The following is a 12,334-nucleotide window of genomic DNA, read 5'->3' on the forward strand; positions in this document are numbered from 1 at the left end:
GTTACTCCTCGGCCAGCGCGTCAAAGGCGGCCAGCTCTTCCTCGGTGATGTACTTCTTCAGCTCGTCCCGGTCGAACAGCGTGATGAGGTCGTCCCGCATCGGAGGCTGCACCTTCTCCTCCACCGTGATGCCGGAGGCGTCCGGGGTGAGGGAGCAGCGCAGGATCTTGGCCCGCCACTCGGGCGACATGCCGGGGAAGTCGTCGCGGGTGTGACCGCCGCGGCTCTCCTGGCGCAGCAGCGCCGCCTTCGCGACGCACTCCGAGACCAGGAGCATGTTGCGCAGGTCGAGGGCGAGGTGCCAGCCCGGGTTGTAGATGCGGTTACCGGCAGCGCCGACGCCCTGGGCCCGCTCCTTGAGCTTCTCCACCGCCTCCAGCGCCTCGGAGACCTCCTCGGCCTTGCGGATGATGCCGACCAGCTCGTTCATCGTCCGCTGCAGCTCGTGGTGGACCTCGTACGGGTTCTCGCCGGTGCGCTCCAGTGGGGCGAGCGCCTCCGCGCTCGCCTCGGCCACGGACTCCTCGGAGATCGTCGGCCGGGCCGCGAGACCGTCCACGTACGAGGCCGCTCCGGCGCCCGCGCGGCGGCCGAACACCAGCAGGTCCGACAGCGAGTTGCCGCCCAGCCGGTTGGAGCCGTGCATGCCGCCGGAGACCTCACCGGCCGCGAACAGGCCGGGCACGTCCGCCGCACCGGTGTCGGCGTCGACCTCGACGCCGCCCATGATGTAGTGGCACGTCGGGCCGACCTGCATGGCCTCCTTGGTGATGTCGACGTCCGCCAGCTCCTTGAACTGGTGGTGCATCGACGGCAGCCGCTTGACGATCTCGGCGGCCGGGAGACGGGTGGAGACGTCGAGATAGACGCCGCCCTGGGGTGACCCGCGGCCCGCCTTCACCTCGGAGTTGATGGCCCGCGCGACCTCGTCGCGGGGGAGCAGCTCCGGAGGGCGGCGGTTGTTCGCCTGGTCGGTGTACCAGCGGTCGCCCTCCTCCTCGGTGGTGGCGTACTTGTCCTTGAACACGTCCGGGATGTAGTCGAACATGAAGCGCTTGCCCTCGGAGTTTCTCAGCACCCCGCCGTCACCGCGGACGGACTCGGTGACGAGGATGCCCCGCACCGAGGGCGGCCAGACCATCCCGGTGGGATGGAACTGGATGAACTCCATGTTGATCAGCTTCGCGCCGGCGAGCAGGGCGAGCGCGTGGCCGTCGCCGGTGTACTCCCACGAGTTGGACGTGACCACGTACGACTTGCCGATGCCGCCGGTGGCGAGCACGATCGCGGGGGCGTCGAACAGGATGAGCTTGCCGTTCTCCCGCCAGTAGCCGAAGGCCCCGGAGATCGCGCCGCTCCCGCCGGGACCCGTCTCCTTGAGCAGGCGGGTGACCGTGCACTCCTGGAAGACCTTGATGTACGCCTCGGCGTCGCCGTGGGTCTTCTCGTCCTCCTGCTGCAGCGCGACCACCCGCTGCTGCAGGGTGCGGATCAGCTCCAGGCCCGTGCGGTCGCCGACGTGCGCGAGCCGCGGGTACTCGTGCCCGCCGAAGTTACGCTGGCTGATCTTGCCGTCCTTGGTGCGGTCGAACAGCGCGCCCCACGCCTCCAGCTCCCAGACCCGGTCGGGGGACTCCTTGGCGTGCAGCTCGGCCATCCTCCAGTTGTTGAGGAACTTGCCGCCGCGCATGGTGTCGCGGAAGTGCACCATCCAGCTGTCGTCGCTGTTGACGTTGCCCATCGCGGCGGCCGCGCCGCCCTCGGCCATGACCGTGTGCGCCTTGCCGAACAGGGACTTGCAGACGATCGCCGTCCGCTTGCCCTGCTGGCGGGCCTCGATGGCCGCCCGCAGCCCCGCACCGCCGGCGCCGATGACGACGACGTCGTATTCGTGACGCTCGATTTCCACAGGTGATCCTTATGCGAACGGGAAGGCGATGATGCCCTTGGCGACCAGGCGCACGTACAGGTCGGCGCCCATGACGGAGAACATGGAGATCAGCGCGAGCTGCGAGTGCTTGGCGTTGAGCTTGGAAACGAATCCCCAGGCCCGGTAACGGATCGGGTGCTTGGAGAAGTGGTTCAGGCGCCCGGCCGTGATGTGCCGGCAGGAGTGGCACGACAGGGTGTACAGGTTGATCAGCACCGCGTTGACGACCAGGATCCAGGTGCCCAGACCGCCGGGCCTCTCGATCAGCGACTTCACCGCGTCGTGCGCGAGGACGAGGCCGATGACGATGGCCGCGTAGAAGAAGTAGCGGTGGACGTTCTGCAGGATGAGCGGGAAGCGCGACTCACCGGTGTACTTGCTGTGCGGCTCGTTCACCCCGCAGGCCGGGGGCGAGAGCCAGAACCCCCGGTAGTAGGCCTTGCGGTAGTAGTAGCAGGTGAAGCGGAAGCCCGCGGGAAGGCCGAGGATGAGCAGGCCGGGAGGCAGGGTGTACCAGTCGCCGAAGGGCGCGAGGCCGAACAGTCGTGCGCCCGGCGGACAGCTCGTCGCCAGACAGGGCGACGCGAACGGCGCGTGGTACGGCGCCGTGAAGTAGCTTGTATCGAAGATCGCCCACGTGGCGTAGACGAGGAATGCCGTGAAGATGATGAAAGTGACCAGCGGATAGCGCCACCACTGGTCCGTTCGCAGAGTGCGCTCCTTGATCTGCGCACGTTGCCTTCTGGCCGGGCTCTCGGCCGTTGTCTGGGTCATCGAGACCTCTCCACCTCCCGCGGACCCCGCTCGCCCAGGTGTCCGGGTTGTATCAGTCGTGCCGCGTGTCCGGGCCATCGTCGCGCCGGGCTCACACGTGCGCGCGCTTATTGGTGGGGGATACGTTACGACGGACCCCAGGGGTTGTGTGCAAGGGGTCTCTCACAATTTCACTACCCCGGTGTGATTCCTGTCACGTTCGTCTGCCAAGGGTACCTCGCCTGCGACGTCTCACGAGGTGGACGATCACAGGGAGGTCTCGGCGGGCCGGAGGCACAGGTGTGGCGAAAGGACAACCCCTGACTTCGTCCATCCCCGCGCCCTCGCGGGCCGTCGGACGGGTACGCGGCACCGGCGACCGATGCGATCCCCACGCCCGCGCCCTCGCGGGCCGTCAGTAGTGCTGGTTGGAGCTGGGCAGTTTGACGACGGTCACGAAGAAGTCGTCGATCCGCCGGACCACGCTGATGAACTGGTCGAAGTCGACCGGCTTGGAGACGTAGGCGTTGGCGTGCAGGTTGTAGCTGCGCAGGATGTCCTCTTCGGACTCCGACGTGGTGAGCACGACCACCGGGATCCCGCGGAGCTTCTCGTCGGCCTTTATGTCCTGGAGCACCTCCCTGCCGTCTTTTCTGGGCAGGTTGAGGTCGAGCAGGATCAGGTCGGGCCTGGGTGCGTCGGCGTAGTCGCCCTCCTTGCGAAGGAAGGCCATGGCCTGCTCGCCGTCGTTCACCACGTGCAGCTTGTTGCGGACCTTGTTGAGCTCGAACGCCTCCCGCGTCAGCAGGACGTCGCCCGGGTCGTCCTCGACCAGGAGCACGTCGATCCAGCGCAGGTCATTCATCCAAATCTCCTGTGGGAAGGGTCCAGCGGAAGGTCGTACCCCGTCTCGGGGCCTTCTCGACGTTCTCACCGGGCTCGGTGACTTCGGTGGTTCCGGCGCTCTGGGTGCTTCCCCCGTTTTCCGAGTCGACCCAGATCCGGCCACCGTGATATTCGACGATCTTCTTGCAGAGTGCCAGCCCGATGCCCGTGCCCGCGTACACGTCCCGTCCGTGCAGGCGCTGGAAGATCAGGAAGATGCGGTCAGTGTACTTACTGTCGATGCCGATGCCGTTGTCGGTGCAGGAGAACTCCCACATGTCCCCGTCGCGCCGCACCCCGATGTGGATCACCGGTGGGTCCTGCGAATGGAACTTGATCGCGTTGCCGATGAGGTTCTGGAAGAGCTGGGTCAGCTGAGGGCGGTTGCCGAGCACCTCGGGCAGCTCGTCGTGGGTCACCGTCGCGTCGCTGTCCTCGATGGTCGCGCCGAGGTTGTTCAGCGCGGCCCTGAGCGGCACGGTGGCGTCGATCCTGGTGCGCTCGCCGCCCATCCTGCCGACCCTGGAGAAGTCGAGCAGGTCGTTGATGAGCATCTGCATGCGCTTGGCGCCGTCGACGGCGAAGGCGATGTACTGCTTGGCGCGCTCGTCGAGCTGGTCGCTGTAGCGCTGGTCCAGCATCTGGGTGAAGCTGGCGACCTTGCGCAGCGGCTCCTGCAGGTCGTGGCTGGCCACGTAGGCGAACTGTTCGAGCTCGCCGTTGGAGCGCTTCAGCTCCGCGGCCTGGTCCTCCAGCTTGCGCTGCGTCTCCGAGGACAGGCGCCACTCGGCGAGGATGCGGCGGCGCATCGCGTCGACGTGGCCCGACAGCTCCGACAGCTCGGCGGGGCGCTCGACCTTGAGCCTGTGGTCGAAGTCTCCCTGGGCGACCGCGCGGACCTGCTGGTTCAGCTCCGCCAGCGGGCGGAGCACCGCGTACCGCACGATGAGCACCGCGGCGATCCCGGCCACGACGAGTGCCGCGGCCACCCCGACGAGCGCGACGTAGAGGGCCTGCCAGCCGGCGTCGAGCCGTACGACACCGGCGTCGTGCAGCTGGTTCAGGTGTCTCTGGAGCACCGCGAGGGACTGGCGCACCTCGTTGAAGCGGGTGGCGTTGACGGGGGCGTTCTGCCGGGCCGCGTCGGTCTTGAGGGTCGGCACGGCGGCGATGACCTTCTCGGCGTAGTCGCGCCGCCAGGCGTCTCCCGCGGCCTTCAGCCCGGCCACCTCGGCGCCGACCGCCTGCCCCTCCGGCATCCGGGGGAGCAGCGCGGTGAGGGTGCCCAGCGCGCTCTCCTCCGCGGTGATCGCCTTGCGGTATTCCTGGAGGGAGATCTCCTCGTTGGTCCTGCCGTAGGCCCGTACCGAGCTCTCCTGCGAGGTCAGGGTGTTGGAGATCTCCAGCAGGCGCAGCGCCGCCGGGTCGACGACGTCGACCAGCGCCTCCTTCGCCTCCCGTGTCTCCTCGATCGCGTTGACCGTGACGGCGGCCGAGATCATGAAGACCAGTGCGACGCCCACCCCGGCGAACGCGAACCAGCGTCCGACCGGCAGGTTCCCGAACCCGCGACCGGGGGTGAACGCGGGCAGGGGACGCGGACTCGAACGGTCGGAGCGGTCGGCCATCACTTCCCGTTCCTGGAGATGAGCACGGTCGCCAGGTCGTCGCTGAGCGCGTCGCGGTTCAGCTCGACGACGCGCTCGATGAGGCGGTCGAGCTCGATCCCGCCCTGCTCCTGGACGAGGCTGAGCAGGCCCTCGGTGCCGAGCAGGTCGGGTCCGCCGCCCACGGTGGCCTCGATCAGGCCGTCGGTGTAGAGCAGCAGCGACCAGTCGTCGCCGAGTTCGACGTCGATCTCCGACCACTCGATGCCCTGGAAGATCCCCAGCGGAGGTCCCGAGGGGGTGCCCGGCACCACGCCGATCTCGCCGTCGCGGATGAGCAGCGGCGGCGGATGGCCGACCACGTGCATCCGCGCGGTGCTGAGCGTGGGATCGATCGTGGCGATGCACAGGGTGGTGAAGATCTCCGCGGACTTGCGTTCCAGGCGGAGCACCGACTCCAGGGTGGTGAGCAACTCGTTGCCGGTGTGCCCGGCCAGGACCAGGGTCCGCCAGGCGATCCTGAGCGCGACCCCCAGCGCGGCCTCGTCGGGGCCGTGCCCGCACACGTCGCCGACCACCACGTGGACGGCGCCGTCGGGGCTCTGCACGGTGTCCCAGAAGTCACCGGCGAGAAGGGCGCGTCTGCGTCCTGGCAGGTAGCGGGCGTGGTGGTCCAGGACCGTGGTGGTGAGCAGCGGGACCGGCAGCAGCCCGCGTTCGAGGCGGGAGTTCTCCTTGGTGAGCAGCTCGGCCTGCACCAGCTTGCGCTGGGCGAGGTCGGCGCGCTTGCGCTCTATCGAGTAGCGGATCGCCCGCGCCAGCAGGCGGGCCTCCACATCCTGCTTGACCAGGAAGTCCTGCGCGCCGGCGGCGACGGCCTCCACGCCGACGTGGGTGTCGTTCAGACCGGTCAGCACGAGCACGGCGGCGTGCGGCGCCATCGACAGCACCTGTTCCAGCGCCTCAAGACCGGTCGCGTCGGGCAGGGAGAGGTCGACGAGCACGCATCGCACGTCCTCGGTGAGGCGCTCCCGGCTCTCGGCCAGGCTGCGCACCCAAATGATCTTGGGTGGGTTGTCCGCCTCGCTGAGCAGCTCCTCCACGAGGAAGGCGTCGCCCGCGTCGTCCTCGATGAGGAGGAGCGTGAGCGTTTCATTGGCGGGGGCGGTCACTGACGCCTCTTCGTTGATCGGGAGAACCTGTCGACGCTACGTAGAATAGTGCGACACCGGCACTTGGAGGGTGTTGATCAGTCACCTTGATCCACCGGCCGCCGTCGTGCCTGCTCCGCACATGGGAACGCGGCAAAGCGCCCGCCTCCTCCTCCCGCACCGTCAGCTCTCGGTGATCAGGTCGACCCCCTGCGGAAGGCTGCCGTCGCGGGCGGCCTCGGTGAGGAAGCGGAGCAGGGTCGCGCGGAAGGCCTGGGCGGCCCGGGTGGGCTCGACGTCCTTGCGGTGCGCGATCGCTATGGTGCGGCGCAGTCCGGGGGGCGCCAGGGGGGTGCCCGCCAGTCCGGGACGACCGTCCAGCACCATCGAGGGGACCAGGGCGACGCCCAGCCCGGCCTCGACGAAGCGCAGCACGGCGTCCATCTCGCCGCCCTCCACCGCGAACATGGGCTCGAACCCGGCCTGTCTGCAGGCGCTGAGCGTGGCCTCCCGCAGGTCGTACCCGCGCCTGAACATCACCATCGGCCGCCGCCGCAGCTCCTCGATGCGCGCGTACGGCTTGCGGGGGTGGTCGTTGGAGGGGGAGGCGACGACGAGGTTCTCCCGCAGGATCTCCTCGGTGACGAGGGCGGGATCGTCGTTGTGCAGCGGCATGATGATCAGCGCCAGGTCGAGCTGGCCCCGGGCGAGGGTGCGGACCAGGTCGCGGGAGCCGCCCTCCTCCACGAACAGCTCGATGCCGGGGTAGGCGTGGTGGAACCTGGCCAGCGCGTCGGCGAGCAGCCCGGCGCAGAGCGAGGGGGTCGCGCCCAGCCGGACCCGGCCGCGGCGCAGTCCCACCAGCTCGCCGACCTCGCTTCTCGCGGTCTCGGCGTCGGCCAGCATCCTGCGGGCCAGCGGCAGCAGGGCCTCGCCCGCGGGGGTGAGCGTGACGTTCCCCCGGGCGCGGCTGAACAGCGACGCGCCGAGTTCGGCCTCCAGGGCCTTGATCTGCTTGCTCAGCGAGGGCTGGGCGACGCGCATCCTCTCGGCGGCCTGGGTGAAGTGGCGGGCCTCGGCGACCGCCACGAAGTAGGCGAGTTGCTGGAGCTGCACGTTTCCCAAGCGTAGGGGGTCGCCGGGGGCGGATGCCTGCCGGGACATATCGGACGCGCGGGTATTTATAGCGCATGGATCCTCCGGCCTTGGATCCGGGGCCGATGGCGACACGGGAGAAAATGGGAGATTGCCCCATAAGGAAGTTGTGAGATTGCTCGCACAGCGGGGCGGTCGCGCCTCCGGAAGCAGCAGAAGCGCAGAGGTGATAGCCACAGGCTATGGAAACCACATCCTCGATGACTTGGACGGTGGTAAACCCTCCTACCTAGCGTGATGGACGTGACTGCCACGATTGAGCGCGGATCCGCCACCGCGCCGGTGAAACCTTCGGCGGACGCCCCCGCGAAGTCGACGCGACCCAGGCGGCGGGGCGGTTTCCTGGGTTCCACCAACGGCAAGAAGGCCGTGATGGCCGTCACGGGTGCCGTGATGGTGCTCTTCCTCGTCGGGCACATGGCCGGAAACCTCAAGAGTTTCTTCGGCGCGGAGTCCTTCAACTCCTACGCGGCCTTCCTGCGGACCATGGGCGAGCCGATCCTCCCGCACCGCACCCTGCTGACCGTCGTCGAGATCGGACTGGTCGTCGCGGTCGGCCTGCACATGTGGGCGGCGATCTCGCTGGCCAGACGGGCGCGCAAGGCCCGCCCGGTCAGGTACGCGGCGAGGCGCAAGTCCCGGGCGAACGGCTACGCGGTCCACACGATGCGCTACGGCGGCGTCGTCATCGTGCTGTTCGTGGTCTACCACCTGCTCGACCTGACGTTCGGCGCGGCGAACCCGGCCGGTGCCGGCTCCACCCCGTACGAGCGCCTCGTCGAGGGCTTCGCGCCATCCCGCTGGTGGGTCACCCTGTTCTACGTGTTCGCGGTCGTCATGGTCGGCCTGCACCTGCGCCACGGCCTGTGGAGCGCCTTCCAGACGCTCGGCCTGGCGAGCCGCCGAGGCTACCGCTCGCTGAGGGCCGCCGCCACGGGGCTGTCCGCCCTGCTGGTCGTCGGCTTCCTCGCGGTCCCGGTCGCGGTCGCGGTCGGAGTGATCAAGTGAGCGGAGCCGGGCGTGGCGGCGTACGGGGAGCCGATCTCCGGTGCGACGGACGAGAGGCGGGTCCTTCGCGGGGTGTGCGGGGAGCCGGCGTACGAGGAGCGGATCTTCCGCATGGTGAGCGAGGAGCGGTGAGCGGGGCATGAGCACGGGACACGCGGGATATCCGGGATATACGGAGGGCGCGCCGATCCGCGACACCAAGGCTCCCGAAGGCCCGATCGAGGACCGCTGGGAGAAGCGCAAGTTCGGCGCCAAGCTGGTCAACCCGGCCAACAAGCGCAAGCTCAACGTCATCGTCGTGGGCACGGGGCTCGCGGGCGGTTCGGCCGCCGCGACCCTCGGCGAGCTGGGCTACAACGTCAAGTCCTTCTGCTACCAGGACACGCCCCGCCGCGCGCACTCCATCGCGGCCCAGGGCGGCATCAACGCGGCGAAGAACTACCGGGGCGACGGCGACTCGATCTACCGGCTGTTCTACGACACGGTCAAGGGCGGCGACTTCCGCGCCCGCGAGTCCAACGTCTACCGGCTCGCCCAGGTCAGCGTGAACATCATCGACCAGGCCGTGGCCCAGGGCGTGCCGTTCGCCCGCGAGTACGGCGGCCTGCTCGACACCCGCTCCTTCGGCGGCGCGCAGGTCTCCCGCACCTTCTACGCGCGCGGCCAGACGGGCCAGCAGCTCCTGCTCGGCGCGTACCAGGCGCTGGAGCGGCAGATCGCGGCGGGAACCGTCGAGATGCACACCCGCCACGAGATGCTCGACCTGATCGTCTCCGACGGCCGGGCGCGCGGCGTCATCGTCCGCGACATGGTCACCGGCGAGATCGAGCGGCACCTGGCCGACGCGGTCGTGCTGGCGAGCGGCGGGTACGGCAACGTGTTCTTCCTCTCGACCAACGCCAAGGGCTGCAACACCACGGCGATCTGGCGGGCGCACCGGCGCGGCGCGATGTTCGCCAACCCCTGCTACACCCAGATCCACCCGACCTGCATCCCGGTCAGCGGCGACTACCAGTCGAAGCTGACGCTGATGTCGGAGTCGCTGCGCAACGACGGCCGCGTGTGGGTGCCGCTGGAGCGGGGCGACAGCCGTCCGGCCTCGGAGATCCCCGAGGAGGAGCGCGACTACTACCTGGAGCGCATCTACCCGGCGTTCGGCAACCTGGTCCCGCGCGACATCGCCTCCCGCGCCGCCAAGAACGTCTGCGACGAGGGTCGCGGCGTCGGCCCCGGCGGCCTGGGCGTCTACCTCGACTTCGCCGACGCGATCCGCCGCCTGGGCCGCGACGCGGTGGAGAAGAAGTACGGCAACCTCTTCGAGATGTACGAGCGCATCACCGGCGAGGACCCCTACGCCCAGCCGATGCGCATCTACCCGGCCGTCCACTACACGATGGGCGGTCTGTGGGTGGACTACGACCTGCAGTCCACGATCCCCGGCCTGTTCGTGATCGGCGAGGCCAACTTCTCCGACCACGGCGCCAACCGCCTCGGCGCGTCCGCGCTGATGCAGGGCCTGGCCGACGGCTACTTCGTGCTGCCGACCACGATCGGCGACTACCTCGCGAACGGTCCGTACGGCGAGGTCGACGAGGAGGCCGTGGCGGAGGCCGAGGTCGCGGTGCGCGAGAAGATCGCCAGGCTGCTGTCGAACGACGGCGACCGCACCGCCGACTCCTACCACCGCGAGCTGGGCAGGCTCATGTGGGACCACTGCGGCATGGAGCGCACCGAGGAGTCGCTGCGCAAGGCCCTGGAGCGGATCCCCGAGCTGCGCGAGGAGTTCTGGAAGAACGTGAAGGTCTCCGGCGAGGCCGGGGAGCTCAACCAGGCGCTTGAGCGGGCCGGGCGGGTGGCCGACTTCTTCGACCTGGCCGAGCTGATGTGCATCGACGCGCTGCACCGTACCGAGTCCTGCGGCGGCCACTTCCGCGCCGAGTCTCAGGACGCCGACGGCGAGGCCCTGCGCGACGACGAGCACTTCGCCTACGTCGCCGCCTGGGAGTACGGGGAGCAGGGCCCGATCCTGCACAAGGAAGATCTCGACTACGAGTACGTCAAGATGAGCCAGCGGAGTTACAAGTGAACCTCACTCTCAAGATCTGGCGGCAGAAGGGGCCCGAGGACAAGGGCCGTATGGTCAACTACCGGGTCGAGGACGTGTCACCGGACATGTCCTTCCTGGAGATGCTCGACGTCCTCAACGAGCGGCTCATTCTGGAGGGCGACGACCCGATCGCCTTCGACCACGACTGCCGCGAGGGCATCTGCGGCATGTGCGGCATGGTCATCAACGGGGTCGCGCACGGCGAGCAGGTGGCCACCACCACCTGCCAGCTGCACATGCGGCACTTCGAGGACAACGCGGTCATCACCATCGAGCCGTGGCGCGCGGCGCCCTTCCCGGTGGTGAAGGACCTGGTCGTGGACCGCTCGGCGTTCGACCGGATCATCCAGGCGGGCGGCTTCGTCTCGGTCCCCGCGGGATCGGCCCCCGACGCGCACAGCGTCCCGGTGAAGAAGGACGACGCCGACTCGGCGTTCGACGCGGCCACCTGCATCGGCTGCGGCGCCTGCGTCGCCGCCTGCCCGAACGGCTCGGCCTCCCTCTTCACGGCTGCCAAGATCACCCACCTCGCCCTGCTGCCGCAGGGCCAGCCCGAGCGCGACTCCCGCGCCAAGGCGATGGTCGAGCAGATGGACGCGGAGGGCTTCGGCGGCTGCACCAACACCGGGGAGTGCACGGCGGTCTGCCCCAAGGGCATCCCGCTGGACACCATCGCCCAGATGAACCGCGACTACCTGCGAGCCGCGAAGTAGATCTCCCGGAAGCGGGAGCCGCCCCACACCGGGCGCGGCTCCCGCTTTCCCGTTTTCCCTGACCGGTGTGGTTTCCGCCTTTACCGTTCCAGGCCGTCGGTGTCCGGGTGTGGCCGCCTTCACCGTCCCGAGCCGGTGACGTGCCGGGTGTGGTTTCCGCCCCCCGTCAGGGCCGGTGTCCTCCGGGTGGCCGGCCGAGCTCGCTCACGATCTCCCGTCGCAGGGTCGCGGCGTCGATGCCCGCGTCGGCCAGCACCTCGCCGCCCCGCCCTCCGCCGTCGCGCAGGATGCCCAGCAGGATGTGGCCGTCGCCGATGTAGTTGTGCTTGAGGTTCACGGCCTCGCGCAGGGACAGCTCCAGGGTCTTCTTCGCCCGAGGACTGAAGGGGACGTGGAAGCCGAACAGCCGGCCCCGCCGCTGGATGTCGGGTTTGCGGTCCAGCGCGCCGGGTCCGAAGGTCGCCTCGACCTTCTCCCGCACGGCGGACAGGTCGATGCCGATCGACTCCAGCGCCTCGGCGTCGAGCGCGTCGCCGGGCTTCTGGGGGGTGAGGCGGGTGACCGACCGGTAGGCGCGGGCGTGGTCGAGGCCGTGGCGGCCGAGCACCCGCGCCGAGACGCTTTCCGGCTGGGCGAGCAGGCCGAGCAGGATGTGCTCGGTGTCGATGACGTCGTGCCGCAGTTTGCGGGCGTTCTCCTGGGCGAGGACCACCGCCTGGCGGGCATCGTGATGGAACCGTTCGAACATCGCTATCTCTCCCGTCTCAGTAAACCTCGGCCACCCGCGTACTTCTTGTGCACCGCCTGCCGGGTGACCTCCAGGCAGTGCGCGATCTCCTGCCAGGACCAGCCCTGCTCGCGTGCGTTCTCCACCTGGAGTGCCTCCAGCCGGTCGACCAGTGTCCGCAGCGCTCGCACGGCCCGCAGGCCGACGGCAGGATCGCGGCTGCCGGCGTCGGATGCCAGTTGTGCCGTATCGCTCATGTCTGTCAATTTAGGTTGACGTGATGCGCCTGTCAACCCCA

At 69.1% G+C, this 12,334-nt stretch carries 11 protein-coding genes and 1 pseudogene; 3 read left to right on the forward strand and 9 right to left on the reverse strand.

Features of this window, described 5'->3' with window-relative positions; all coding sequences use genetic code 11:
• Position 1: 1 nt before the first annotated feature.
• The 6 genes from AB0B96_RS15130 to AB0B96_RS15155 all read right to left on the reverse strand — a co-directional run bounded on the left by AB0B96_RS15130 (position 2) and on the right by AB0B96_RS15155 (position 7,442).
• The gene (locus AB0B96_RS15130; protein WP_350947943.1) at positions 2 to 1,909 is read right to left on the reverse strand and encodes a fumarate reductase/succinate dehydrogenase flavoprotein subunit; all 1,908 of its coding nucleotides are present in this window, start codon (positions 1,907 to 1,909) and stop codon (positions 2 to 4) included.
• A gap of 9 nt (positions 1,910 to 1,918) precedes the next feature.
• Entirely contained in the window at positions 1,919 to 2,704 is a 786-nt protein-coding gene (locus AB0B96_RS15135; RefSeq protein ID WP_362898988.1) for a hypothetical protein, read from the reverse strand.
• A 394-nt stretch (positions 2,705 to 3,098) separates the two neighbouring features.
• On the reverse strand, positions 3,099 to 3,548 hold the full coding sequence (locus AB0B96_RS15140; RefSeq protein WP_350947941.1) for a response regulator: 450 nt from the start codon (positions 3,546 to 3,548) through the stop codon (positions 3,099 to 3,101).
• Positions 3,541 to 5,196, reverse strand: coding sequence for an ATP-binding protein (locus tag AB0B96_RS15145; protein ID WP_362898991.1), 1,656 nt, complete (start codon positions 5,194 to 5,196; stop codon positions 3,541 to 3,543). Before AB0B96_RS15145 ends, AB0B96_RS15140 begins: the two co-directional genes overlap by 8 nt.
• Positions 5,196 to 6,347: a SpoIIE family protein phosphatase gene (locus AB0B96_RS15150; RefSeq protein ID WP_362898993.1), complete on the reverse strand. Its 1,152-nt coding sequence runs from the start codon at positions 6,345 to 6,347 to the stop codon at positions 5,196 to 5,198. Before AB0B96_RS15150 ends, AB0B96_RS15145 begins: the two co-directional genes overlap by 1 nt.
• A 162-nt stretch (positions 6,348 to 6,509) precedes the next feature.
• Positions 6,510 to 7,442 carry a LysR family transcriptional regulator gene (locus AB0B96_RS15155; RefSeq protein ID WP_362898995.1) on the reverse strand — a complete coding sequence of 311 codons (933 nt, stop codon included), beginning with the start codon at positions 7,440 to 7,442 and terminating at the stop codon, positions 6,510 to 6,512.
• A gap of 282 nt (positions 7,443 to 7,724) precedes the next feature.
• Here AB0B96_RS15155 and AB0B96_RS15160 point away from each other — a divergent pair, with 282 nt between their 5' ends.
• The 3 genes from AB0B96_RS15160 (at position 7,725) to AB0B96_RS15170 (ending at position 11,309) form a co-directional block, all read left to right on the forward strand.
• Positions 7,725 to 8,489 carry a succinate dehydrogenase cytochrome b subunit gene (locus AB0B96_RS15160; RefSeq protein ID WP_350947937.1) on the forward strand — a complete coding sequence of 255 codons (765 nt, stop codon included), beginning with the start codon at positions 7,725 to 7,727 and terminating at the stop codon, positions 8,487 to 8,489.
• Between the two features lie 139 nt (positions 8,490 to 8,628).
• Positions 8,629 to 10,575: a fumarate reductase/succinate dehydrogenase flavoprotein subunit gene (locus tag AB0B96_RS15165; RefSeq protein ID WP_362898997.1), complete on the forward strand. Its 1,947-nt coding sequence runs from the start codon at positions 8,629 to 8,631 to the stop codon at positions 10,573 to 10,575.
• Entirely contained in the window at positions 10,572 to 11,309 is a 738-nt protein-coding gene (locus tag AB0B96_RS15170; RefSeq protein ID WP_350947935.1) for a succinate dehydrogenase/fumarate reductase iron-sulfur subunit, read from the forward strand. The genes AB0B96_RS15165 and AB0B96_RS15170 overlap by 4 nt, the downstream gene beginning before the upstream one ends.
• A gap of 166 nt (positions 11,310 to 11,475) precedes the next feature.
• On the opposite strand, the gene AB0B96_RS15175 is transcribed toward AB0B96_RS15170, so the two are convergent.
• From AB0B96_RS15175 to AB0B96_RS15185, 3 genes and pseudogenes are all read right to left on the reverse strand, one after another.
• Positions 11,476 to 11,790, reverse strand: coding sequence for a Clp protease N-terminal domain-containing protein (locus tag AB0B96_RS15175; RefSeq protein ID WP_362899198.1), 315 nt, complete (start codon positions 11,788 to 11,790; stop codon positions 11,476 to 11,478).
• 81 nt (positions 11,791 to 11,871) lie between these two features.
• Positions 11,872 to 12,057, reverse strand: a pseudogene (locus AB0B96_RS15180) (Clp protease N-terminal domain-containing protein); the annotation flags it as partial.
• Positions 12,058 to 12,059: 2 nt separating this feature from the next.
• Positions 12,060 to 12,293: an RNA polymerase subunit sigma-70 gene (locus AB0B96_RS15185; protein WP_329085846.1), complete on the reverse strand. Its 234-nt coding sequence runs from the start codon at positions 12,291 to 12,293 to the stop codon at positions 12,060 to 12,062.
• Between the last annotated feature and the right edge of the window lie 41 nt (positions 12,294 to 12,334).

Origin of the sequence: Streptosporangium sp. NPDC049046, from assembly GCF_040649155.1 — a bacterium.
Taxonomy (GTDB): Bacteria; Actinomycetota; Actinomycetes; order Streptosporangiales; family Streptosporangiaceae; genus Streptosporangium.

Bases quoted from the DNA above. Each gene is read 5' to 3' on its own strand.
- AB0B96_RS15185 (WP_329085846.1), bottom strand. From the start codon at position 12,293: ATGAGCGATACGGCACAACTGGCATCCGACGCCGGCAGCCGCGATCCT.
- AB0B96_RS15135 (WP_362898988.1), bottom strand. From the start codon at position 2,704: ATGACCCAGACAACGGCCGAGAGCCCGGCCAGAAGGCAACGTGCGCAG.
- AB0B96_RS15165 (WP_362898997.1), top strand. From the start codon at position 8,629: ATGAGCACGGGACACGCGGGATATCCGGGATATACGGAGGGCGCGCCG.
- AB0B96_RS15140 (WP_350947941.1), bottom strand. From the start codon at position 3,548: ATGAATGACCTGCGCTGGATCGACGTGCTCCTGGTCGAGGACGACCCG.
- AB0B96_RS15145 (WP_362898991.1), bottom strand. From the start codon at position 5,196: ATGGCCGACCGCTCCGACCGTTCGAGTCCGCGTCCCCTGCCCGCGTTC.